The organism is Shouchella xiaoxiensis, assembly GCF_016907895.1.
Lineage (GTDB): Bacteria > Bacillota > Bacilli > Bacillales > Bacillaceae_D > Shouchella > Shouchella xiaoxiensis.
Genome location: NZ_JAFBCV010000001.1, coordinates 252,198 through 273,440 on the forward strand (window position 1 = coordinate 252,198; position 21,243 = coordinate 273,440).

The window sequence follows — 21,243 nt, forward strand, 5'->3', positions numbered from 1 at the left end:
CTTAAGGATGATATTCGAAACAGACAGGTGTTTGTTAACGTCTTTTCAGAAATCGGATGTTATTGATGTCAGGCAGTTATATGTCAATCAGGAAGTAAGAGAGTTTCTTGGTGGGATACGGAATGATGACTCAATTGAAGCGAGTGTAGTCGGCATGCTTCATCCAAAGGCAGATTGTTATTATTGGGTTGTTAGAGAGAAGCAGACAGATTCTTTCATTGGGCTAGTCTCGCTTGATCCACACCACGAAGGCGTTGAGCTTGAACTATCCTATCAATTTTTACCAGAGTGGTGGGGAAAAGGGTATGCAAAAGAAGTACTTCGAGAAATTATTGCTTATGCCCTAACGGATTTACATGTCGCGAAAGTCATTGCGGAAACACAGACTGCAAATAAGTCCTCTTGTAAACTGTTAGAGAAATTAGGCATGAAAGAGGAAAGAACTCTCGTTAGGTTTGGCAAGGAGCAGGTGATTTATTTGATTAGGTCCTCTTAAAAATCTAGGGAAGCTTGGTAAGAAGGTTTATTTCTCACTGATGATTAAAGCAAGATAGTCCCACCAAAAAATTGGACCACCTTGCTCTATGAAAGCTTTATCGAGAAATTTCTAAGCTTGAACTTTCTTGCCCATAAACAGATTTACATCTTCAATCTTTGGCAGTTTCCGTAAAACGGAGCTGCTTAGCCAATAAAGACTAAAAACAATCATGGAAACGCCACAAATCAAAACAGGGATATGTGGTGCAAATAGGTCCCCGAGAAATCCTCCGAGCAGCGCGCCAACTGGCATTCCAAGCGCAGCTGCGCTAGTCATGAGGGTGATAACTCTACCAATAAAAGCTGTTTCGACTTGACTTTGAATTGATGAAAAAACAAGAATGTTTAATACTCCAATGGAAATGGCTCCAATGCTGAACAAAACTATGGAGAAGACGAGTGGAAGAATCGCTGTACCAATCCACATCACTCCTGTACCGAAAAAAACAAAAATAATTAGTTTTCCGAAATTAACGTGTTTTAATTTGGATGTGAGGAGTGTACCAATTAGTATGCCGATAGACATGGCTGCTAAATAGAAGCCATAGGTTGCTTCAACGCCATTTCCTTTTGATAGTGTGAATGCTGGCATGTTCGTTGTCATAATAACCATAGCAAGGTTTATAAAAACGATTGAAAAAATCATTTTTGGTATTAGTGAATTTCCAATATACGTGAATCCAGCTTTGAGATCAAATATATAAGACTGGACTGCGGCGCTTATAGTTTTTGATGAATCTTTTGCCAGATCTGGTTGTGGGAAGTTGAAAAACGAATAGAAAATCGTGACTAAAATGAGACAGACAGCTGTAATAGAAATCGCAGGAACCGTTCCTGTAAACGTAATGAGAATACCTGCTCCTGCGATAAAAGCAATGTCCATCGCTTCACGAATCGTTTGCATGAAGGCATTAGCGGATAAGACATTTTCTTTACCAACGATGATTGGGAGGATGGTTGACTCAATTGGGTACGTAAATTGCGTGAATAGCGCTACTATGAATAACAAGCCAATGACGTACCAAACATGTAAGCCAACCGTGTTATGTAGTAGAGGAATCGTAAATAAGATAAGCGCTTTAATAAGATTGCTGTAAACCAATCCGTTTTTGTATTTGAAATAGTTTGCGAGTGGAGCAATCATAAAAGATAGAACACCCGCAGACGTAATCGCAAAGACAGCAAAGCCGGAATACAAGACGCTACCACTCAGGTTCAAAACCAATAACATTCCCGCTATCAGGTAAATACCACTTCCTAATCCATTGATGAAGACTCCAGTCATTAAAAGAATGAAGTTTCTTTCAAACATAAACGGTTGAATTTTTAGCTTCATCTTAATCCTCCTCAGTCGTTTTCTTAATGAGATACTCAATCGAGTAGGGCATTTGTTTCGCTTCATCTTTCTCTTTAAAAGACAAGTGACCATACTTAAAGAACAACTCTGATAATTCTTGGTTTAACTGTTCGACAAGTTTTTTAGATAAGTAGACATCCGTCTGTTTGCCATCATAAAGGGTAGGGTCTTTTACCGCTTCGGTATTTTTATATGTCATCGCCCTTGCTCTGTAGTATTTCTCGACAATTCCCTTATCTGTATCAATCTTTTCTACGATTAACAGATCGTGCTTTAAGAGCTGTTGGATGTGATAGTAAACCGTACCGGGGTTTTTCCCGAGTAGATCAGCCATTTGTTTCGGGGTCATCGGCTGTTCAAAAAACAGAGCAACCATTCTGGACCGTAAAGGGTGAGACAATACTTTCTGTTGATCCCAGTTAATATTCATTGCTTTGTTTCTGTCTTGTTTTGAATGATCCATGTTTGGTCACTCTCCTCTAGTGATTTGGATTTGCAAATACATTTGTGTTTATAATACTATTTGGATTTCCAAATGTAAAGTGTATTATTCGTTATTAGTGAAATTATTTGAAAAAAAGAGGATTCATGATTAGTGATGGATTGGATGCAAGGTGTTTGAGTTGTAAAAATGAAGTGTCAATGGTTTCGGTAGGCTGAGTAAGAAGTAGCACAAATCGTTGTTTTTGAAGCTGGGGGGCTTTGTAAAAATAATCTAGTGATTTACGCTGAGATTATTTTCTGTATAGTTGATAGAGTAGTAGACTTGTAATCCTTTCTCCTATTTTTGGGAGGGAGGTGTTTAATTAATCCTTTACCCAAACGACAACTGAAGGAGACTAATCTATGAAAATCGAACAAACCCTCTACCAAGCAGCGACCGATTTAGTCGAAAAGCGCTACCAGTCTGGCTGGGGAGGGGCGGCAGCGATGGCGACGGAAGATGGTCAGATTTTAACGAGCATTGCGCCAGATGTGATCAACGCCTCGACGGAATTATGTATGGAGACCGGGGCGATTCTTGAAGCGCATAAGTATGGGACGAAAGTGACACATACCATCTGTGTTGCCCGCGAAGACGAGAATGCCCCATATGTTGTTTTAACCCCATGTGGTGTGTGCCAAGAGCGGCTGTTTTACTGGGGAGAAGATGTAAAAGCGGCGGTGACGAATACGGCTGGGAAGCTAGATTTTAAAACGTTAAAAGAGATTCAGCCGTATCATTGGTACAAGGCGTATGAAGGGTAGTTACTTAATCATTTCTTCGGAAAAGTATTAGATTAAATACGTTTATGCGCATACTGTGTTTGACAAAATATCTTTACATAGCCCTCAGTAGAGTGGCGAAATAAATACTAAAAACGGTTAGGTCATGAAAGGATGGCTTGTGACCTAACCGTGAGACGTATTCATTCTACATTGTTTAATAACTCAATACTTCGACTCATACCTCCGATACGTTCTTCCTCTCCATAACGTTAGTAACGCAATAACCAACCCAACAGCAGAAAACGAAAGAATGACCATTTGAATATCAAACCCTCTTGCAACGAGGAAGGTGACGCTGGCATAGGCAAGCGGATCAAACCCATTCATTGCTAAAAACACAATACTCATGACGCGACCCATAATGCGCGGGTCGGTGTCTTCTTGTGCAGACGTAAAGAAGGGAATCGCAACAAAGGTCATTGTGAAACCGATCAAGAACGCCAACCCGGTTAGAATCGTTAAGTTCGGAATCTGACTGAAGGCAAGCGCCACAACCAAAGTAGCAATCAAGCCAAGCAGCGAAACGAGGCCGCGCCGCTTTATTTTTACGATGCCGATGATGGCTGTACTAATCAGCATGCCAATTCCTAAGCCAGCTTCAATGTAGCTTAAGTTGATCGGCGTACCGCCATACGTTTCCACTAAGATTGGAATGGCGATGGAAATTGCCCCAAAGCCAAAGAAGTTTAGCGTAATTAAAATCAAAATCCCTGTCAGTAAAAACTTGCTGGCCTTCACGTACGAAAACCCTTCGACTAAATCTTTAAAAGGTGTCTGCTTAACCGTATTATCAACGGGACCTTCTTTTAAGAAGGGAGGAAACATGAAGAAGGCAGACAGGAGAACGACGATTGCCGCGGTAAAATATCCAGTCGTGACCCCACCAAATTCCATTACGCTACCTGCGATGATTGGACCGACAATAAAGCCAAGCTGTCCTAATCCTTGAATCATCGCATTCGCTTGTTTGATTTGTGATTTTGGCACTAGCTTCGGAATTAATGATGTTCCAGCAGGTCCAGAAAAGGCATCCAATGTTCCAAAAATAAAGCCGAGAATGAGCAGGTAGCCAAAGGTCAGCTGGTTGGATTGACTTAGAAAAAAGATCGCGACAAGGAGAATGCCTTGAATAAAGCTGGTGCTGAACATGATCGTTGTTTTTTTGTATTTATCGGCGATGACCACACCAAATGCCATCATCAACACGCGTGGTACCGACACTGCAATTAGAATAATGCCGAGCGAGCTGGCCGAGCCGAGTTCAGAAATAACAAACCAGGTTGTTGTCATAAAGAACATGCTGAAGCCAATAATCGCCAGAAAGCTGGCGAGAAAAAGAAAGATAAAAGCGCGGTTTTTTAAAATGGGTTTTTCCATTTAGAACGTCCTTTCTATTGTTGGATAAATCCTATCTTAGATTGTGACGTTACGTCGTAGGCAAGAGGTTTTTTTAGAAAAGTTTTGTTTTACGTTTTTATAGACAGGATTATCCTTCCAAATGGAGAAAAATCTATGGAGGCTTGTCAAAAAGGAGGAAGACAATGAATCAACTAGTACGAGTGGGTACAACGTATATCCCGGTGACCAATGTCACGAACGCAGCGGAGTGGTATAGAACCAATTTAAGCGCAGAATTAACGTATCAAGACGAGGCTAAGGCGATTTTGAATCTTGCTAATCAGAGTATCTTTTTGATTAAGGCAGCTAAAGATCAATCTGCCAATTTCAAAACTGCGACTGGATTTGAGCAATTTTCGCTAACATTTGAAGTGGATGGACTAGAAGCGCTACAGGCGTTGCGCAAGGAGTTTGTTGGCAAAGGAATTCAGGTCGGTGAAGTGGAAGATCGCGGCCATGCGGGCAGAAACTTTGTGTTCATTGATTTAGACGGGAATAAATTTGATGTCTGGAGCGAATTAAGCCCAGTGTTTAAAGGGATTTTAACGAAAGTAAACTAAATGCTTTTCATTTAGCTAGACGCACTTATAAAGGGTGTGTCTTTTTCCGTGTGTAAAGATATCTTTACAATTAGGTGAGGATGGTGTAGAGTGAGTGTAAAGATATCTTTACCTTTTGAGGTGAGCAATGAAGGTTATTAATCATATTCGAGAAATTCGACAGCAGCAAGGCATTACGCAAGTTAAGATGGCGGAAGATTTGCAAATAACAAGACAGACGATTAATGCGATTGAAAAAAACAAGTATAATCCAAGTCTTGAATTGGCATTAAAGCTAGTCCGCTATTTTGATGTGCCGATTGAGCAATTGTTTTATTTAGAAGACGATCAATAAGGAGGAAATGGTATGAGTCGCAAAACGTTATCACTATTAATTTGGGTAACGATCGTTCTATCTATGATCGGGGGTGGTACATGGGGGATGTATCTGGCTTACGGTGAATTTAGATTGGACGTCATCGTGCCCATTATCGTCGGAACAGGAATAGGTGTTGCATCCACTATCTTTCTTTCAAAACAGCATAAGAGAAAGCATGGCAATGTTCCGGAGGTGGATGAGCGAACCATTAAAATCATGACAAAATACATCGTTGTTGCTTTTTATGTCTTGTTAATGATTCTCGGAATCGGCTTGATAAGCTTGTATGCTGCAGGTGTTCATACAGTGGAAACAGGGTGGTTGATTGTCGCTCTGATGGCTGTTTATATCGTTCTTGGTTTAGGTGCGATGGTGGTAAAGAGGGTTTAAGGGTGAAGTCTATTTTGAGCAAATCTATGTCAGAAATTCATTATAATTTTGAGTAATGAACACGTTTAAATATGTATTAAAATGAATTTCCCTTAAGTTTGTGTCGGCAAGTTCATAAAAAGTCACTCTTTGCAAAAAGGAGTGGAATCCCTTGTTTTTTAGTAATTTCAAAATGAGGCTTATCTGACTTCGCTTTTTTGATGAGAGTACGTTTGAAGCTGAATCAGGTAAAGGATTTTCAATAATTGTTCGTATGATACCTAATAGTAGGTCGGTGCATTCGAGTCCTAACTCAGTTTTCTTTGGTGCATATCTACTTGATATAATTTTAAAATTTTCGCCTCTGTAGAGAGCTTGAATATTTAATTGCCGTGTTAATGTATTTTTTAAATCAATGGCAGGAGTTTTATATTCTTCTGCTTCTTCAATCACAATTTCAGCAGTTAATGATGTTATTTTTCCATAATTACGTAATAATCCATAAATAATTCTCTCGGGTAATTTCATATAAATCGTTGAATTTCCCAATGACCCATCTACATCTTTATAATAGATAGATTTCTTTTCAATGATTGATTGATCATAATTAATGAGATTAAATTTAAAATAGTCGAAGTGTTTATCCAATATTTCAACTACATATTCAATTCTCTTCCTTGTGACAGAATGTCCTTTATAATCAGTCCAGTGAATACCTTTGTTGATAAGCGGTTCTAAATGGCTTAATTCGGTTAAACTGAGAATAGTATCGGGAATTAATAATGCACCCATTAAATGCGGTTTGTTGTTATTTTTTCCACTCTCATCAAAAAAAATTTTGACATGTGACATTCATCATCCTCTTTACAATTTTGACATTATCCTGCATAATTTAGATAATAGAAACTTATAGTAAAGTATAACTCGTTGCTCCAGAATTTGCGACGCGTTTTAGAAAAAAAGTGTCTCAAGGAACCTTTTTCCTTGCGACACTTTTTTCGTTATCTTAAGCATTGGGCTAATGATTTGTAACTTTTTTAAACGTATACATCTGTTACTTAATACGATAGAATCCCGATAACTTCTCATCTTCTTCCAAACCACTCAAATAAATAAAATAAGGCAGCTGCCAAGCCTGCGTTTTAAGCGCCTGTTTGCTCGTCGGCTTGTCCCATACCGGATAAACGCGCATAGCCATCTTTCCTTTTGTTGTGTCCGAGCGGAGAATATGTTGCTTCAGCAACAATGCTTTTGGAAATACAAACTGTCCAAACTCGGTCTTATTTTTAAACGTTGTGATGACAAGCAAATCAGGAGAGGCTTCAGCTGAGAAAGGCTGATTCTGGTTATGCTCATCTTTTTCCCAAAACGCCACAAACTGACCGAGCTTCGTTGGCGTTTTATGAGCAACTCTGAAACGCACGCTTTTTGACGAGAGTAGGAACATACCGGCTCCGTATTTTGCATTTTTGCTTTTCTTCAAGGATGTTTGAAACGGTGAGTCCATTTGGCTGATAAACTTGTTTGGTTACAAACGTTAACGCGGTCTGAAAATCGTTCATTTATGTACACCTCGGAGGATTGCTATAATAAAAAGTAAATGACAATAAGGAGAAAACCATGCACAAAGAAAATGTGAGAATTGTTGAATTAAACCAAGATAACTGGTACGACTGTTGTGAATTAGTTGTGACACCAGAGCAAGAGCCATTTATAGAATCAAATGCTTTGTCAATTGCTCAATCAAAGTATGAACCATCGTTAAAACCTTATGGAATCTACTTGGACAATCAAGCCATTGGGTTTCTCATGTTTAATTCGGTTAAGGAAGAACTTGATGGGTACTGGATTTATCGTATCATGATTGATAAAAATTACCAAGGGAAGGGGCTAGGCAAGGCGGCTACAACACTCATGATTGAAGAGATGACCGAACGGCTGAATGCCAAAAAGATCGTTGTCGGCTATCATCCTGAAAACGCCGGAGCGCATCACTTGTATAAGAGCTTAGGTTTTGTTGATCAAGGGGATCGATTTGGTAAGGAAATGGCTGTCGTGAAAGTGGTAAAAAAGTAATCATAACCTGAAAAGAGCTTTTACATATAAAAAGAGCCTGTGACAAACCGTTGTGTTCTTCTTAATACATCCACGCTTTCCGTGGGCACGGTCTCAGCCTTTTTCGTGAAAATACCGCCACAACAAAGTCTTCATACTCGTGCTGTCCTATAGGAGTCGCGGGTTCTCTTTATGTTAATGTAGATGAAAAACGAACAGACGATCACTGATCGTCTATTCATTCTGTTTATAGCCTTGTGTCACTGCCTCTTATTGTTGTTGATTGGAAAGGAAGGCGGTGACGCCAGCGGAAGAAGGGGCGTGGTGAGACAAGCAGGACGAAGACTGCGAAGGCTCAGCCGTTCCTCCGCGGCAAGCTTCCGCCTGAAATGGAAATCGACCGCTCTACCTTTTGATTAACGCTTTTTTTTAGCTACTACATAAGCCAATCGATTGGCTTATCAGCCCGCTCTTGAACAGCGTTCATAAACAGGCTTGCATGATACCCATCGCAGACGGCATGGTGCACTTGCAGCGATAAAGGCAGAAGAAGCGCTTCTTCTTTCATTTCAAATTTTCCTGCTGTAATGATTGGAAGGAGATGGTTTTTATTGGTGTTTATGTTTAAATTAAATCCTGTAAACGATGTCCACGGAATCATTGAGATGGAGACTGTATTTTCCGGTATCGGTTTCTTTGGAAACAATGTTTCTGAGCTACCATATTGCGCCACATCTGCCTGATAGTTACGATGAAATTGACGAAAATCAGTGGAGCTATCTGTCCAAATCGCTGAGAATGTTTCAGAAGTTTGATTAAATAGCGTATACATCGGGTTAAGCTTTTTCCAAATTCCTAAATCTCCGTCCTGATTAAAGCTTGTTCGAAAAACAGAATTCGAATTGACAACCTCTGTCAGTAGAAAAATAAGCGCAGGATAGAGTTTAATCCCGTGCTGATCAAGCGCCTGTTTCAACTTTGTTAGATCAATCTCTGTAGTGATGCTAAACGATGTCTGTTGCTGATAATAATGTTCAAACGTTTCTTTTCGTTTCCAGTTTGCTAAATCTATTTTTTCGAATGTCATTTGATAGCCTCCTAATGGTATTGGAATGGATGGTTAGGAGGCTATTTTGTCTGCTTTTTTCATTGCGATCATTCCTTTTTCAACGGTTAGACGGATTCTACCAAATTTCAGGTCAATCCTCAATCTATAAATAAAAAGGAACAGCTTCCACTGTTCCTTTTTGCATTATTTCGCACACCAGAGCTCAATCTCAATTTTTAATTCTGGCAGGCCGAGTGCGCTAATATAGGCGACCGTCATTGACGGGTAGTCAGCAGGGAAAAGCGCGTCCCACTTGGCGTCAAGATGGTCCCAATCAAGTTCTTCGGTTGCCCAAATATTCACTTTTACCACGTTCTCTTCGGTCAAGCCTTCTGCTTCGAGAATGCTTTTTAGATTCACAAACGTATTGGTGACTTGATCGTTTAAGGCATCGGGAATCTCACTGTTTGCGTCTGTCCCGATTTGTCCGGACGTGACGATCCATTCTGCTCCTTGTGGAACGCGGGTGATGTGGCTATAGTTCCCGACTGGTTTGGACATTGTTGCTGGGTTTGTACGTTGAATCTTTTTCATTCAAAGACCTCACTCACTTTGAGATTTACTGCTTTTTCTTATAAGTAGACAGACTTCACCAATCTACTTTTTTTAAAAGAAAACAGCAGTGGAGTATCCGTATCCTAGTGATAAGAATGGCAATAGTTTCTTTTTCATTAGTCGGATACGCTCCTCTCGAGTGGGTGTTTGTTAGTTTAAAATCATAGCTCGCCTGTCTTCAACTGTGAGACGTCATTTCTTTACCTGTATTCTACCACACGGTTGCTGAACATTATTTATTACTATTATTAATGATACTTATTCTATATATTAATTTAACTAATTAGATGAAATCGGTTATGCTCTTTTAGGAGGGATGACCATGACAGACAACAACAGGAAACAGACAACATTCTTTCTTCTAGGTGTGTTACTTACTTTTCTTATTGCTCTGGTAGCCGGCTGGCTAGCCAAAGTACCTTATTTAGACGTTGTCGGACAGTTGGTTTTAGCAATCATTATCGGGATTATTTGGAATCATACCATTGGTTTAAAGGATCCTTATCGCACGGGTGTTTCTTTTTCAAGTAAAAAATTGCTGCGGCTTGGGATTATATTACTCGGGCTTCGTTTAAACTTAACCGACATTTACGATGCAGGTATCACTGTTTTTTTGTACGCGGCATTGTTACTCGGGATAACGCTCGTTACCGTATATGGATTAGCAAGATTGTTTAAGGTCGATAAAACGCTCAGCCTTTTAACCGCATGTGGCACGGCTATTTGCGGAGCGGCGGCAATTGTGGCAATCGCCCCGCTTTTAAAAGCAAAAGATCATCAAGTCGCGGTAAGTGTGGCGGTTATTGCCGTATTGGGAACGCTATTTACGTTAATCTATACATTTGTCTATCCAATTCTACCGTTAAGTGATTATCAGTATGGCATATTTGCAGGTGGAACCTTGCATGAAATTGCCCATGCGATTGCTGCGTCCACCGCTGGGGGAACGGAAGCGGAAGATATTGCGGTTGTTGTGAAATTGACTAGGGTAGCTTTACTCGTACCAGTTGCACTATTGATTGGTATCGTCATGAATAAGCAAGCAGCTAATGCCCAAGCAAGCAACTCGTTTTCACTAAAAACACTGCCTATTCCGTGGTTTATTCTCGGGTTTCTCATGATGAGTGCCGTCAATACGTCAGGCATCTTGCCAACTGAATTCGTTGAACAATTGATTACCGTTTCTTATCTTCTACTAGCGATGGCAATGGCTGGTTTAGGCTTAAACGTGGAGCTGAAGGCATTTAAACAGCTCGGAATGACTGTTTTTTACGCAGGGTTAATCGGATCAATTAGTTTGGTTGCTTTAGGGCTGCTCTTCATTTATTTATTGAATTTGGGATAATTCAATCATTGATTCATAAATTAGTATCTACTACTAATGATTAGTGCTAATATAAGTGAATAGTGAAAAAGGGAGATGGTCTTAAGATGCAATCAAAGGCACAGATAACAGCAATTGGCTCATATGTACCTACTGGGACGTTAACGAATCATGATTTGGAAAAAATGGTTGAAACAAATGATGAGTGGATTGTGCAGCGAACCGGCATTAAAGAGCGACGAATTGTTGAGCCTGGCCAATATACAAGTGACTTAGCCTATCAAGCAGCGATCGATTTAAAAACCCGTTATAACAAAGACTTAGCGGATGTAGACATGATTATCGTCTGTACATTAACACCTGATTACAAAACCCCAAGCGTCGCTTCCGTTATTCAGGACAGGCTTGGCATCAATCATGCTGGTGCGATTGATTTAAATGCAGCCTGTGCTGGCTTTACGTACGGGCTTCACGTGGCGAATGGTTTAATTACGGCAGGTCTGAACAAGAAAATTCTTGTAGTCGGGGCGGAAACGTTATCAAAAGTAACCGATATGGAAGACCGGACCACCTGCATCTTGTTTGGAGATGGAGCAGGTGCGGCACTTATTGAATTGAACGAGGAAAACCCAAGCTTCCTTTCGTTTCATCTTGGCTCAGAAGGCAAGGGAGGCAAGCATCTGTACAGCACGAATCTGTCGGATCAGATGGCTGAAAAAGAGTTGGTCAACAGTGGAAACCTTGTTCAGAACGGGCGTGAAGTGTATAAGTGGGCGGTCTCTTCCGTTCCAAAAGGAATGAAACAGGTGATGGATAATGCTCAGATTCCATTAAGCGACGTCAATTGGTTTATTCCTCATAGCGCAAATTTGAGAATGATTGAATCGATTTGCACGAAAAGTGATCTTCCGATTGAAAAAACATTGTATAGCCTTGTTCATTATGGCAATACGTCGTCGGCAACGATTCCTCTAGCGCTTGATCTGGGCATTAAAGCGAACAAGGTAAAAAAAGATGATTTAATTTTACTCTATGGCTTTGGCGGGGGACTCGCCCAAGCCGGTCTGTTAATTAAGTGGGGAATTGATCCTGCATAAGTGAATCATTGGGCTTCTTCGATTAGGAGAAGCTCTTTTAATGTGTCTGAATCTGCTTTTGATAAAAGAAAAGCTTCATTGACCGAATCAGATTGATGAATGGCATGTGTAAACAGGATCGACTGGTCATCTAAGAGATAGAGCTGATAAGCATTGAACGTGACGGATTCTTTTAGGCTATTGTGCATGAGGGTTATAGGTTCGATTTCAGTAGGGCGGTTAGTAATCGGTACTTCCTCTCCTTGCTTCATAATCTGTTGAACGGTTTCAATGGTTTCGACTGATGTAATCGGTTCGTCAAAATTTGTTTGAAATTCATTATCGTCGTCAGCGTAACCAACTCGTATTTCTTGATCATGAGAGCAGGCTGTACATAGAAAAAGTAGAAAAAAGAGGGGAATAAAGGGCTTTTTAATAAAAATAATCCTTAATAATCAATTTAAAACCATTCTAGATTATACTATACCATAAAATTCCTTTTATTTAATTCTAATTCTCTAGATGTTTCATTTTAAAAAATTTTATTAGAACTGTTACGTAAAAATTAGAACTAATATGCTAAAAAAGATGTAAAATACCTATTGACTTTTTTGGAAATATAACCGGTTATATTTTGATAAGTGCTTGATCTTTTGAAAAATAATCGTATAGTTAAGTTTAAGAGGAAGAGATTGGAAGCTTCACTCCAGTTTTGTAACCGCTTACTATTTGGAGAAAGGAGGAAAAAAATGATGCAGACCATGTATGACCGATTTACACGGAGGCAGTTTGAAGAATCGTTTCATCAAAATGTTGTCTCATTGTGGCAGGCGCTTTATTATCAAAGTCTACTTCGCGAGACGAATCGTTTTGAGTGGCAGAATCAAGATGCTTGTCAGCTGTCGGGCTTGTCAAAAGATGCTTTTTTTAGAGCGAGACGTCAATTAATAACGCTTGGATTTTTGCATGTGGTATCGCAATCAGGCAGTTCCCTTGCCGTGTATACATTGCTTTCTGAGGAACATGCTGTGGACGAACCGAAGCAAGAAGATGCTGTTTTACCTGAGCGAAAAGCTCAGCTAAACCGGAAGAGACAGGAAGCTCAAATGCTTGCGACTGCGCGGAAAGTAGACAGACAAGCTAAGGGGAAACCCAATCAGAAAATGCAGATGCATACGCAGGTAAAACCCGTGGACGAGCCACAGGCACACCCACAGTTTGAGTTAAAAATCGCTGATAGTAGATCTAAGTCTTTAAAGAACTTAAAAAAGAACTTAGTTAAGAGTCAGCGAACAGCAACAACAAACGCGCTTCGCTTCGATGAGATAAGCGAATATTTCGACTTGTTAAACCCGAATGAAATGATGAAAACATGGCTAACAGAATGGTTTAAGCGTAACGGTACAGCAGGGGTCGATTTATTAATTCAAGCGCTTGAAGAAACGAAAGAGGCAGAGCGCCCAAGCTGGCGCTATACGAAAACGCTCCTGTTTAACTGGGAGAAAAGCGGGTTTTCCAGTTTGGAGGATGTCATTGCCTCTGATGACGCTCGATTGGAAAAGCAATTTGAAGCGAAAAAAAGACCGAAGCAAGCAAATAAGCGAAGGAGTGTTAACCATGAAAGAGCTACGCGATCTATTCGAGAAGAATATCCATCGGCAGATTTCTGATGAGAATGAGGTTCGGCGCTTTTTATGTGAGGGTTGTGAACAAGAGGTGATTGTCTATAAGATGATGCTTTTCTTCGGAACGGAAAAAGGGAAAATGAAAGAAATGAATCGGGGCTGTAAGTGTGAAGACTTAAGGCTTGGAAGAGAAGCACGACAGGCGCAAATCAAAATGAAGCAAAAGCACCAGATGAAGTGGTTTGAGCAATTCAGCCTTGTAAACGTCGATTTACTTGATGCTCGCTTTGATAATTATCAACCTACTACGGATAAGCAGGAAGAGGCCCACTCGATTTGTCAGTCCTATGTGGATGAATTTACGAAAACGAGCGGAAATCTCATTTTAAGTGGACCGGTGACTGGAATTGGCAAGAGTCATTTAAGCTATTCGATCGTCAAGGCCTTAAGCAGTAAAGGATACAAGACGCTGTTTCTTTCTGTTCCAAAGCTACTAGCAGCAATTCGCGCAACGTATAAACCAAACAGTGAACAAAGCGAGTACGACATCATTCAGCGGCTGGTTGAAGTCGATTGCCTCTGTATGGATGACCTTGGAGCGGAATACAGTAAGAAGGACGCGGACGGCTGGGTCGCCTCAAAGCTGTTTGAAATTGTTGATGCGAGACTAGGAAAACCAACGATTTATACGACAAACTTAAGTGCAGACGAACTAGTTGATCGTGTTGGACGACGGAATTTTTCACGCATCCTCTACAAAACAACGTCGATTAAAATGGACGGACAAGATTACCGCGAGTGGGTTAAGGCGTTGGATCGTTTTTCAACGTAACAAGAGACGATCTGTATAAGGAGATAGAATAAGGAGAGTGCGCTTTACGTGAATCACTTACTTGTTTCTCCATTTATATTGCTCCTGTTACTAACTACAATCTTTTTGCTGATGAGGAAAAGCCTCAGTCTTTTCAAGTATGAACGTCAAGAAGGCTTTATTTAAAGCCTTCTTTTAGCTCCCTCACTTACTTATCATTCATGACCTTCACGTATTTAACAGATATAAGAAGCATTATTTGTTTTATAAGCATTAAAAGGGTTCTCTTTGGCAGTGGATTTATGATGTAACGAAATGTTTTTAAGGGACTGGTATAGTTGAAGTTTACCTTGTTTTCAATTACCTTTATTTGGCTCAATAAATAAATATATGTTTTAATTAGCTGGATATGGGAACTCACTCTCTGTAGATACATAAAAAAAGGGGAGTGGATATTTATGAGAAAAGTCATGTTAACAGGATTATTAAGTACAGCAGTATTACTAGGTGCGTGTTCAGATGGGGAAGACGAGAACACAAATGGAGATAATGGAAACACTAACAATGAACAAGAAGAAACCAATGATAACGGAGATAATAATGCAAGTAATGAAGAAGATGATTTAACGGCTGAAGAGATAATGGAAGAAGTTATAGCGCTATACAATGGACTTGAAGGTTTATATGTTGAAGCTGAAGGTTCTGGTGATGTATCGTTTGAAATGCCAGAAGATGAAGAAGAGATAGGTGACGCGGAAATGGATTTGAACACGTCTAGCAAAGAATGGAACTTCATGCAGGATGGTATGATCTATAATCGCAGTGAAGTCATGATTGCTATTGGTGTAGAAGAAGAGGGTGGTGAAACGGCTGAGGAGGAGACCACAACAATTAGTTTTACCGACATTGATGACCCGAATTATGCAATTACGTATGAAGAGGGTGATGAAGAAGCTGTTCGTTATGAGGACGAAATAACGCAAGACTTTACGTTTTCAATGATGGCCGAGCCTTATCAAGATGTGTTAGACAATGGGTCTTTAACGCTGGTCGGTGAAGAAGAAATAAATGGCTATCAAACCTATAATGTTGAAGCGGAACAAGATGGTGAAACGATGTCGTTTTGGATTGATCAAGAAACGTTCTTTCCTATAAAAGAAACAATGAAAGAATCGAATGAAGGAGAAACGGTTGAAGGTTCCGTCGAGGCGGAAGATACTGTTATTGATTTTGAATTAAATCCAACGTTTGATGAATCGGCCTTTGTTGCTCCAGATGACCTTACAGTAGAAGATGGAGAACTTGCGGATACGATACAATAAAGCATATAAAATCGTTCTCGAACCTGAGAACGATTTTTTTGTTTCTAATCATTCTAAGAGTTTCTTAGAAAATACGCCAAATCAAAAAATTTCGGGTGTGTTAACGCTTCTTGTTATTTTGTTCTTTTACCGTGTGATAAGCCATCATTCCTAAAGAGAATAAGACAACAACTGCTAAAACAAGTAACCATATAGAAAGATGATCCATTGGAATTCCTCCTCACAATATGCTTATTTTTATAAGAGAAAAAGATTGTATTCCTTCAGAGGAAATACAATCTTTTCGTTGTTTGACGTTACTAAGCTGAACTGGATGACTGAACACTTTGTATATACCCCTTAAAATAAGTTTTTAACCAGTAAGACGAAAAAAAAAAAGCTACACCCAGTTAAAGGTATAGATTAAACCAATATCATATTAATTAGATTGTCTGATGCTACCAACAACATAGACAACGATTATAATAAAGAGAAACGGTAGTAACGTGAATAATATAGTTACAATGTTTAAATGACCAGTCAACAAGAATATAATAGGTAATGAGATAGCAAGCACCGAAAAAGCCCCGACAATTAAAAATTTTATAAAATCAATCATAAAGATCACCCTTTCAATTTATTTAGGTGCCACGATGAACTGAACTATATAACAAAAAGATCAAGGATGAGATCCTTGATCTTTTTGTTATACTCTTCGGCGTCCGGAAACAAGTTGAATAATAAGAACAACTAATGCAACAACTAATAAAATATGTACAAGATTTCCGCCAACCTCACCAATAAATCCAAGTAACCATAATACTAAAATAACAACAAGTGCAGTCCAGAGCATTTTTTAGCCCTCCTTTGATTGATGTACTAAGAATACCCCTTTACAGAAAAACGAAACAAAATTGGTTTTAACTATACCTTAAGGACATTTGAACTCCTACTAAATAGGAGTAGTGAATTCATTTATATGTTTTGCTAACGAAAAGGAATTGAATTCTAAATAAGAGCTTCTTTCACTTAATCATGCAATATAAATATCACTAGATGCTCTAAGTCAATCACTTAGAGCTTTTTTGCTGTCTTTTTTTTGTGGATGAATAATCCAGCAACTCTGCGCAGAAAGTAACAGTAATAAAGAAGGTGAGAGATGATGAAGACTTTAGACCAAGTAAAACAAACGCTTGTAGAGAAATTACATGATCCCGCTGACCTGATGACTCGCTCATTTGCATACCAAGGACAGGAAGGTTTCATTATCTATCTCAATACATTAGTTGATGAGCAATGGCTTGAAGATACGTTTTTTGATCCATTATTAAATGATGAAATGCTTGTAGAACCGCTAATTAAAAAACTAGCGGCGGTAGATCTTGAAGAGCTTCCAACCATTGATGCCTGCATTCCTTTATTTTGGAAAGGGCGATACGTCATTGTTTATGATAAGAAGCCAATACAACTTATCGCAGTGAAGACGCCAGTTTATTTGAATCGGTCTATTGAAGAGCCAATCAATGATCGAGCATTACGTGGAGCTCATGACGGTTTTGTAGAAAGTCTAACAACGAATTTAAGCCTAGTCAGGCGTCATGGCTTATTAGAAAGTTTAACTATAAAAAAAATAGAAGTCGGCGGTTCGTTAAAACAAGAAGTCGCGCTTGTTTATGTAGAAGGTCAGGTTGATAAAGTTATTTTACAGAAAGTGACTAAGAGGCTCAGTAATATAAAGGAAGAACTAATCAGCTCCCCAGGAACAATAAATGAGTTGCTACAAGATTCAAAGCGCTCTTTTTTTCCGCAAATCCTTTATACGGAACGACCAGATTCGGTTGTTGGCAATATCGCCGAAGGACGAATTGCTTTATTAATTGAAGGAAATCCGACGGCACTGATATTACCTGTTTCTTTCTTTAGCTTCTTGCAGGCAGTGGATGATTACAATGTACACTTTGTGCTTGGGAGCTTTATCCGCCTGATTCGAACAATGGCGCTGGTGATTTCGATTTTACTACCGTCGCTGTACATATCCCTTGTTGCTTTTCATTTCGAGATCATCCCACAGCCATTGGTTATTTCGGTCAAAAGTTCCTTGCAAAACATTCCTTACCCACCGCTAATTGAAGCGCTCATAATGGAGTTTACGATTGAGTTAATTCGCGAGGCCGGGTTGCGCTTGCCAGCACCGATTGGGCAAACGATTGGGATTGTTGGCGGTCTGGTAATTGGCGAGGCTGTTGTGAACGCGGGGCTTGTTTCAAACATCATGATTATCGTGGTTGCCGTAACGGCGATTTCTTCCTTTGTAATACCGAGTCCTGAAATGAGTGCGGTTATTCGCTTAACGCGTTTTCCGTTAATGGTTGCGGCTGCGACCTTTGGACTGATCGGCGTGATCTTATCGTTTTTTGTGATTCTGATGCATTTAATTAAGCTCGAGTCATTTGGCACACCTTATATGACGCCAATTGCTCCATTTAAACGAGCTGGCTTAAAGGATACGATTGTTCGCTTTCCACTTTGGATGATTCAGCGCCATACATCAATGGCTTCAACTAAACCAACAAAGAGTCCAACAAAATAAAGGAGGATAAGTAGATGAAGACACAGCCTGTACTGGGAAGAACGCAGCTTTTTTGGTTTTTTATGCATGCTCAAATTGGGGTAGGCCTCTTTTCGTTACCTGCGAATATTTATGAACACGCTCAAACCGACGGCTGGATTTCTCTTCTCGTTGCCGGCGTGATCGTACAGCTTGTCTTTTTTTGCTTCTACATTCTCCATAAGCGCTTTCCTAATGAAACGCTGTTTGGTATTTGCCAGAAAGCATCTGGGAAAGTGGTTGGAAAGCTGTTGATCTTTTTGCTCGTTGTTTATTTCATTGCGATTGCGACGCTTGTATTAAAAGGCTTTACGCAATTGATTGCCATCTGGATTTTAAACAAGACGCCGGAAACGGTCTTTGTGCTGTTATTTGTGTCTGCTTGTTTGCCAATGCTATTTTCCACGCTTAAGCAGATGGGGCGGATGCTTGTTGTATCAGCACCGATCGTGCTATTAATTCCTGTTATTGCAGCCTATGCGTTTGTATATGGCGATTATTTAAATTTACTGCCAGTTGCTGTCACCCATGCGACAGGAATTATGCGCGGTGTGTTTGCTTCCATGTTTGCGATTAACGGCTTTATCGTATTTTCCGTTGTTCTGCCATACGTCAAAGGGACGGAGAAAGAGAAGTTAAAAGTCATTTCGGCTGCGCATTGGACGGTAACGGCGATTTACATTATTGTCCTACTGACATCCTTTATTACCTTTAGCCACGGAGAAATGAAGCTTCTGCCTGAACCGTATTTATATATGATTAAATCATTCTCTCTGACCATTATTGAACGTCTTGATTTAATTTTTCTGTCCATCTGGTCGCTTAGCATTATTACAACCTACGTTATTTTTGTGTACTGCGGCAGTATTGGCATCCTTACTCTATTTAACAGTACACGCTACCGCCTTGTTGTTCTGCTCGTTGTGTTACTTACAGTTTTACTTGAGCTCTTTCCATTATCGGTATACGAATTTAGCGATTGGGTTGGCTATATTAATCGTCCAAGCGCATACCTTACTTTTCTGTTACCCGTTTTACTCGTCATCTTCTCGACTCGTTTTAAAAAGCGAAGGGGGATTCAAGCATGAGAAAAGCAGTCATCATGATCCTCGCACTTATTGCCTTAAGTGGATGCTGGGACCAGCGACTTGTGAAAGATATTAATTTAATCTACTCGCAAGCACTTGATCAAACCGATGACCAGCTCATCGAAACAACAATTGTGACAATAGGTGGATCTCAAGACGAGAGTGGATCACGACTCGGAAGTTCACAAGAGCCGGCAATTATTTCTGCCGTGGGCAATACGCCGCGGGATAGCCGCATGAATTTGGACCGGAAAGTATCGGGAGAATTGTTTGCATCGAAAAACCGAGTCACTTTATTGAGTGAAGAACTCGCCCAGCAAAACATCTATCCACTGCTCGATGTCCATTTCCGCTCGCCAATCTCAACAACAAACGCCCGGATTGCCGTCGTGAAAGATGTTGCAAAAAAGGCGCTTGATGTTCGCACGGCTGAAACACCGCTTATAAGTGATTACCTCGGTGATCTGTTAAATGGCTTGGAAGAAGCAGAAGTAATTCCGAAAGCATCAATGGAAAAGGTCTTAAGCGCGATTTTTGATGATGGTACGGATTTTGTTCTGCCATATTTACACGCGGTTGATCATAAGAACATTACACTCGACGGCGTCGCATTATTTAATAAAGACCATATGAGCGGAATCATTAATGCCGACCAGACGTTACGGTTAATGCTGATGGACAGCGATAAATTTAAGCCGAGCCGTTTTAATTTTCGCGTTCGTGATAACGAAGAGCAGCGGATTAACAACTATGTGACGACCGATGTAGAAGAGAAAAACAGAATATTAACCGTTAAGAAGGAAAACGGCTCATTTAAAGCCAAGTTTCACTTAGACTTAGCTTTTAACGTTGTTGAGTACCCGAAGGACACGCTTTATATTGAAGAGAATGTGATTGAATTGAATAAGCGAATCCAAGAGCGCTTGCAAATGGAGTGTGAGGAGGTTATTCGCCTATTGCAAGAAGCCAACTGTGATTACTACGGAATAGGAAAACGCGTCCGTGCTCATCATTACGAAGACTGGAAAGAGCTCGACTGGAAGCAGGAGTACCCAAATATGCCGATTGAGGTGGAGATTAAGACAGAGGTTCTTTATCATGGGATTGTGAATTAGAAAAGGGAACCAAGAGTCGTTACGACTACGACTCTTGGTTTATTCGAGGTTCATATCGTCGGTTAAAAATGAAATAACCTGAGAATCCTAAGATCGTTAATACGCTAGGAACCCTTTCCGCCCAAGCCGGTAAGCCAACAAGTGAGATACTTGTTCCGGCAAACGTGTTAAGGGCTGTTGCCAGCCAGATAAAGATTATGGCAATGCCATTTACATAGAGGATGACTTCAAATAACTCTTTTAATTTTGGGTAAGCGAGCTTGCGGCTGTCTTGAATCAGCTTTCTCTCCAATTGAGGGTCACCTCGTAAAAAATCGTCAATCGTAATGTTAAACAAATCGCTTAATTGGATAATGGTTTCAATTGTGGGCAAACTTTTTCCAGTTTCCCATTTGGAAATAGCCTGTCTCGTTACATGAACTTGGTCAGCTAGCTCCTGTTGCGACCAGTTGAACTTTTCTCGCTCGTATTTTATTCGATCTTGAAAACGCAAACGATTCACTCCTTCCTGCTCTCCATTATCACCTCTATAAGCTGACAAAGATAGCGATTACTGGATGCATGATGAGCAACAGTTGGTTGCAGTGATTATTGGAAATATAGATTGAATAATGTAAAAATAAAATTTCCCGGGTAATATGGCCGGGAAATTGACGGCTAAAGGCGGATTAATGGTGCAACATGTCGATAGTTGTTGAGACTCTATGAGGTATAGCAATAAAAGACATC

The 21,243-nt window shown here is 40.0% G+C and carries 23 protein-coding genes and 1 pseudogene; 14 read left to right on the forward strand and 10 right to left on the reverse strand.

The annotated features are described in order from the left end of the window. Positions 1 to 7 precede the first annotated feature (7 nt). Entirely contained in the window at positions 8 to 496 is a 489-nt protein-coding gene (locus tag JOC54_RS01335) for a GNAT family N-acetyltransferase (protein WP_239586523.1), read from the forward strand. Positions 497 to 607: 111 nt separating this feature from the next. Here JOC54_RS01335 and JOC54_RS01340 read toward each other — a convergent pair whose 3' ends face one another. Beyond that, on the reverse strand, positions 608 to 1,873 hold the full coding sequence (locus JOC54_RS01340; protein WP_204463828.1) for an MFS transporter: 1,266 nt from the start codon (positions 1,871 to 1,873) through the stop codon (positions 608 to 610). A gap of 1 nt (position 1,874) precedes the next feature. Continuing rightward, on the reverse strand, positions 1,875 to 2,357 hold the full coding sequence (locus tag JOC54_RS01345) for an ArsR/SmtB family transcription factor (RefSeq protein WP_204463829.1): 483 nt from the start codon (positions 2,355 to 2,357) through the stop codon (positions 1,875 to 1,877). A 383-nt stretch (positions 2,358 to 2,740) separates the two neighbouring features. Here JOC54_RS01345 and JOC54_RS01350 point away from each other — a divergent pair, with 383 nt between their 5' ends. Further along, positions 2,741 to 3,142 (forward strand): cytidine deaminase, encoded by a 402-nt coding sequence (locus tag JOC54_RS01350; RefSeq protein ID WP_204463830.1) that lies wholly within the window; start codon positions 2,741 to 2,743, stop codon positions 3,140 to 3,142. Positions 3,143 to 3,325: 183 nt separating this feature from the next. Here JOC54_RS01350 and JOC54_RS01355 read toward each other — a convergent pair whose 3' ends face one another. Then, positions 3,326 to 4,540, reverse strand: a complete 1,215-nt coding sequence (locus JOC54_RS01355) for an MFS transporter (protein ID WP_204463831.1) — start codon at positions 4,538 to 4,540, stop codon at positions 3,326 to 3,328. A 164-nt stretch (positions 4,541 to 4,704) separates the two neighbouring features. Between JOC54_RS01355 and JOC54_RS01360 the strand changes: the two genes are divergently transcribed. From JOC54_RS01360 to JOC54_RS01370, 3 genes are all read left to right on the forward strand, one after another. Further along, complete coding sequence (locus tag JOC54_RS01360) at positions 4,705 to 5,121, forward strand: VOC family protein (protein WP_204463832.1); 417 nt, start codon at positions 4,705 to 4,707, stop codon at positions 5,119 to 5,121. 127 nt (positions 5,122 to 5,248) lie between these two features. Continuing rightward, positions 5,249 to 5,455 carry a helix-turn-helix transcriptional regulator gene (locus JOC54_RS01365; RefSeq protein WP_204463833.1) on the forward strand — a complete coding sequence of 69 codons (207 nt, stop codon included), beginning with the start codon at positions 5,249 to 5,251 and terminating at the stop codon, positions 5,453 to 5,455. Between the two features lie 12 nt (positions 5,456 to 5,467). After that, on the forward strand, positions 5,468 to 5,869 hold the full coding sequence (locus JOC54_RS01370; RefSeq protein ID WP_204463835.1) for a hypothetical protein: 402 nt from the start codon (positions 5,468 to 5,470) through the stop codon (positions 5,867 to 5,869). A 24-nt stretch (positions 5,870 to 5,893) separates the two neighbouring features. Here JOC54_RS01370 and JOC54_RS01375 read toward each other — a convergent pair whose 3' ends face one another. Continuing rightward, positions 5,894 to 6,700 (reverse strand): DUF3800 domain-containing protein, encoded by an 807-nt coding sequence (locus tag JOC54_RS01375; RefSeq protein WP_204463837.1) that lies wholly within the window; start codon positions 6,698 to 6,700, stop codon positions 5,894 to 5,896. A 202-nt stretch (positions 6,701 to 6,902) separates the two neighbouring features. Continuing rightward, a pseudogene (locus tag JOC54_RS01380) lies at positions 6,903 to 7,410 on the reverse strand (MepB family protein). A 58-nt stretch (positions 7,411 to 7,468) separates the two neighbouring features. Between JOC54_RS01380 and JOC54_RS01385 the strand changes: the two are divergent. Then, the gene (locus JOC54_RS01385) at positions 7,469 to 7,924 is read left to right on the forward strand and encodes a GNAT family N-acetyltransferase (protein ID WP_204463838.1); all 456 of its coding nucleotides are present in this window, start codon (positions 7,469 to 7,471) and stop codon (positions 7,922 to 7,924) included. Positions 7,925 to 8,339: 415 nt separating this feature from the next. Here JOC54_RS01385 and catA read toward each other — a convergent pair whose 3' ends face one another. Both catA and JOC54_RS01395 read right to left on the reverse strand, forming a co-directional pair. Then, positions 8,340 to 8,990: a type A chloramphenicol O-acetyltransferase gene (gene catA, locus JOC54_RS01390; protein WP_204463839.1), complete on the reverse strand. Its 651-nt coding sequence runs from the start codon at positions 8,988 to 8,990 to the stop codon at positions 8,340 to 8,342. 165 nt (positions 8,991 to 9,155) lie between these two features. Continuing rightward, complete coding sequence (locus JOC54_RS01395; RefSeq protein ID WP_204463840.1) at positions 9,156 to 9,545, reverse strand: RidA family protein; 390 nt, start codon at positions 9,543 to 9,545, stop codon at positions 9,156 to 9,158. A 343-nt stretch (positions 9,546 to 9,888) separates the two neighbouring features. Here JOC54_RS01395 and JOC54_RS01400 point away from each other — a divergent pair, with 343 nt between their 5' ends. Together JOC54_RS01400 and JOC54_RS01405 are read left to right on the forward strand one after the other, a co-directional pair. Continuing rightward, entirely contained in the window at positions 9,889 to 10,911 is a 1,023-nt protein-coding gene (locus tag JOC54_RS01400) for a YeiH family protein (RefSeq protein ID WP_239586524.1), read from the forward strand. Between the two features lie 86 nt (positions 10,912 to 10,997). Beyond that, the gene (locus JOC54_RS01405) at positions 10,998 to 11,987 is read left to right on the forward strand and encodes a ketoacyl-ACP synthase III (protein WP_204463842.1); all 990 of its coding nucleotides are present in this window, start codon (positions 10,998 to 11,000) and stop codon (positions 11,985 to 11,987) included. A gap of 5 nt (positions 11,988 to 11,992) precedes the next feature. Here the strand turns inward: JOC54_RS01405 and JOC54_RS01410 are convergent, their stop codons facing one another. Then, positions 11,993 to 12,238, reverse strand: coding sequence for a hypothetical protein (locus tag JOC54_RS01410; protein WP_204463845.1), 246 nt, complete (start codon positions 12,236 to 12,238; stop codon positions 11,993 to 11,995). Positions 12,239 to 12,715: 477 nt separating this feature from the next. Here JOC54_RS01410 and JOC54_RS01415 point away from each other — a divergent pair, with 477 nt between their 5' ends. The 3 genes from JOC54_RS01415 to JOC54_RS01425 all read left to right on the forward strand — a co-directional run bounded on the left by JOC54_RS01415 (position 12,716) and on the right by JOC54_RS01425 (position 15,724). After that, a complete protein-coding gene (locus JOC54_RS01415; protein ID WP_204463847.1) occupies positions 12,716 to 13,636 on the forward strand; it encodes a DnaD domain protein in 921 nt (306 codons plus the stop codon). Further along, complete coding sequence (locus tag JOC54_RS01420) at positions 13,584 to 14,423, forward strand: ATP-binding protein (RefSeq protein ID WP_204463849.1); 840 nt, start codon at positions 13,584 to 13,586, stop codon at positions 14,421 to 14,423. The genes JOC54_RS01415 and JOC54_RS01420 overlap by 53 nt, the downstream gene beginning before the upstream one ends. Positions 14,424 to 14,860: 437 nt before the next feature. Then, positions 14,861 to 15,724, forward strand: coding sequence for a hypothetical protein (locus JOC54_RS01425; protein ID WP_204463852.1), 864 nt, complete (start codon positions 14,861 to 14,863; stop codon positions 15,722 to 15,724). A gap of 685 nt (positions 15,725 to 16,409) precedes the next feature. Here the strand turns inward: JOC54_RS01425 and JOC54_RS01430 are convergent. Further along, on the reverse strand, positions 16,410 to 16,556 hold the full coding sequence (locus tag JOC54_RS01430) for a lmo0937 family membrane protein (RefSeq protein ID WP_204463861.1): 147 nt from the start codon (positions 16,554 to 16,556) through the stop codon (positions 16,410 to 16,412). Positions 16,557 to 16,862: 306 nt separating this feature from the next. Between JOC54_RS01430 and JOC54_RS01435 the strand changes: the two genes are divergently transcribed. The 3 genes from JOC54_RS01435 to JOC54_RS01445 are packed head-to-tail and all read left to right on the forward strand — an operon-like array spanning position 16,863 to position 20,514. After that, the gene (locus JOC54_RS01435) at positions 16,863 to 18,293 is read left to right on the forward strand and encodes a spore germination protein (RefSeq protein WP_204463862.1); all 1,431 of its coding nucleotides are present in this window, start codon (positions 16,863 to 16,865) and stop codon (positions 18,291 to 18,293) included. Between the two features lie 14 nt (positions 18,294 to 18,307). Continuing rightward, positions 18,308 to 19,399, forward strand: a complete 1,092-nt coding sequence (locus JOC54_RS01440; protein WP_204463863.1) for a GerAB/ArcD/ProY family transporter — start codon at positions 18,308 to 18,310, stop codon at positions 19,397 to 19,399. Then, positions 19,396 to 20,514, forward strand: coding sequence for a Ger(x)C family spore germination protein (locus JOC54_RS01445; RefSeq protein ID WP_204463864.1), 1,119 nt, complete (start codon positions 19,396 to 19,398; stop codon positions 20,512 to 20,514). Before JOC54_RS01440 ends, JOC54_RS01445 begins: the two co-directional genes overlap by 4 nt. Positions 20,515 to 20,539: 25 nt before the next feature. Here JOC54_RS01445 and JOC54_RS01450 read toward each other — a convergent pair whose 3' ends face one another. Continuing rightward, complete coding sequence (locus tag JOC54_RS01450) at positions 20,540 to 21,007, reverse strand: helix-turn-helix transcriptional regulator (protein WP_204463865.1); 468 nt, start codon at positions 21,005 to 21,007, stop codon at positions 20,540 to 20,542. Between the last annotated feature and the right edge of the window lie 236 nt (positions 21,008 to 21,243).

Excerpts from the sequence above, each read along its gene's own strand:
- JOC54_RS01350 (WP_204463830.1), top strand. The coding sequence starts at position 2,741 with ATGAAAATCGAACAAACCCTCTACCAAGCAGCGACCGATTTAGTCGAA.
- JOC54_RS01335 (WP_239586523.1), top strand. The coding sequence starts at position 8 with ATGATATTCGAAACAGACAGGTGTTTGTTAACGTCTTTTCAGAAATCG.
- JOC54_RS01345 (WP_204463829.1), bottom strand. The coding sequence starts at position 2,357 with ATGGATCATTCAAAACAAGACAGAAACAAAGCAATGAATATTAACTGG.
- catA (WP_204463839.1), bottom strand. The coding sequence starts at position 8,990 with ATGACATTCGAAAAAATAGATTTAGCAAACTGGAAACGAAAAGAAACG.
- JOC54_RS01365 (WP_204463833.1), top strand. The coding sequence starts at position 5,249 with ATGAAGGTTATTAATCATATTCGAGAAATTCGACAGCAGCAAGGCATT.
- JOC54_RS01340 (WP_204463828.1), bottom strand. The coding sequence starts at position 1,873 with ATGAAGCTAAAAATTCAACCGTTTATGTTTGAAAGAAACTTCATTCTT.
- JOC54_RS01445 (WP_204463864.1), top strand. The coding sequence starts at position 19,396 with ATGAGAAAAGCAGTCATCATGATCCTCGCACTTATTGCCTTAAGTGGA.
- JOC54_RS01400 (WP_239586524.1), top strand. The coding sequence starts at position 9,889 with ATGACAGACAACAACAGGAAACAGACAACATTCTTTCTTCTAGGTGTG.
- JOC54_RS01440 (WP_204463863.1), top strand. The coding sequence starts at position 18,308 with ATGAAGACACAGCCTGTACTGGGAAGAACGCAGCTTTTTTGGTTTTTT.
- JOC54_RS01410 (WP_204463845.1), bottom strand. The coding sequence starts at position 12,238 with ATGAAGCAAGGAGAGGAAGTACCGATTACTAACCGCCCTACTGAAATC.
- JOC54_RS01425 (WP_204463852.1), top strand. The coding sequence starts at position 14,861 with ATGAGAAAAGTCATGTTAACAGGATTATTAAGTACAGCAGTATTACTA.
- JOC54_RS01360 (WP_204463832.1), top strand. The coding sequence starts at position 4,705 with ATGAATCAACTAGTACGAGTGGGTACAACGTATATCCCGGTGACCAAT.
- JOC54_RS01395 (WP_204463840.1), bottom strand. The coding sequence starts at position 9,545 with ATGAAAAAGATTCAACGTACAAACCCAGCAACAATGTCCAAACCAGTC.
- JOC54_RS01405 (WP_204463842.1), top strand. The coding sequence starts at position 10,998 with ATGCAATCAAAGGCACAGATAACAGCAATTGGCTCATATGTACCTACT.
- JOC54_RS01370 (WP_204463835.1), top strand. The coding sequence starts at position 5,468 with ATGAGTCGCAAAACGTTATCACTATTAATTTGGGTAACGATCGTTCTA.
- JOC54_RS01355 (WP_204463831.1), bottom strand. The coding sequence starts at position 4,540 with ATGGAAAAACCCATTTTAAAAAACCGCGCTTTTATCTTTCTTTTTCTC.
- JOC54_RS01430 (WP_204463861.1), bottom strand. The coding sequence starts at position 16,556 with ATGCTCTGGACTGCACTTGTTGTTATTTTAGTATTATGGTTACTTGGA.
- JOC54_RS01415 (WP_204463847.1), top strand. The coding sequence starts at position 12,716 with ATGATGCAGACCATGTATGACCGATTTACACGGAGGCAGTTTGAAGAA.
- JOC54_RS01420 (WP_204463849.1), top strand. The coding sequence starts at position 13,584 with ATGAAAGAGCTACGCGATCTATTCGAGAAGAATATCCATCGGCAGATT.
- JOC54_RS01375 (WP_204463837.1), bottom strand. The coding sequence starts at position 6,700 with ATGTCACATGTCAAAATTTTTTTTGATGAGAGTGGAAAAAATAACAAC.
- JOC54_RS01385 (WP_204463838.1), top strand. The coding sequence starts at position 7,469 with ATGCACAAAGAAAATGTGAGAATTGTTGAATTAAACCAAGATAACTGG.
- JOC54_RS01435 (WP_204463862.1), top strand. The coding sequence starts at position 16,863 with ATGATGAAGACTTTAGACCAAGTAAAACAAACGCTTGTAGAGAAATTA.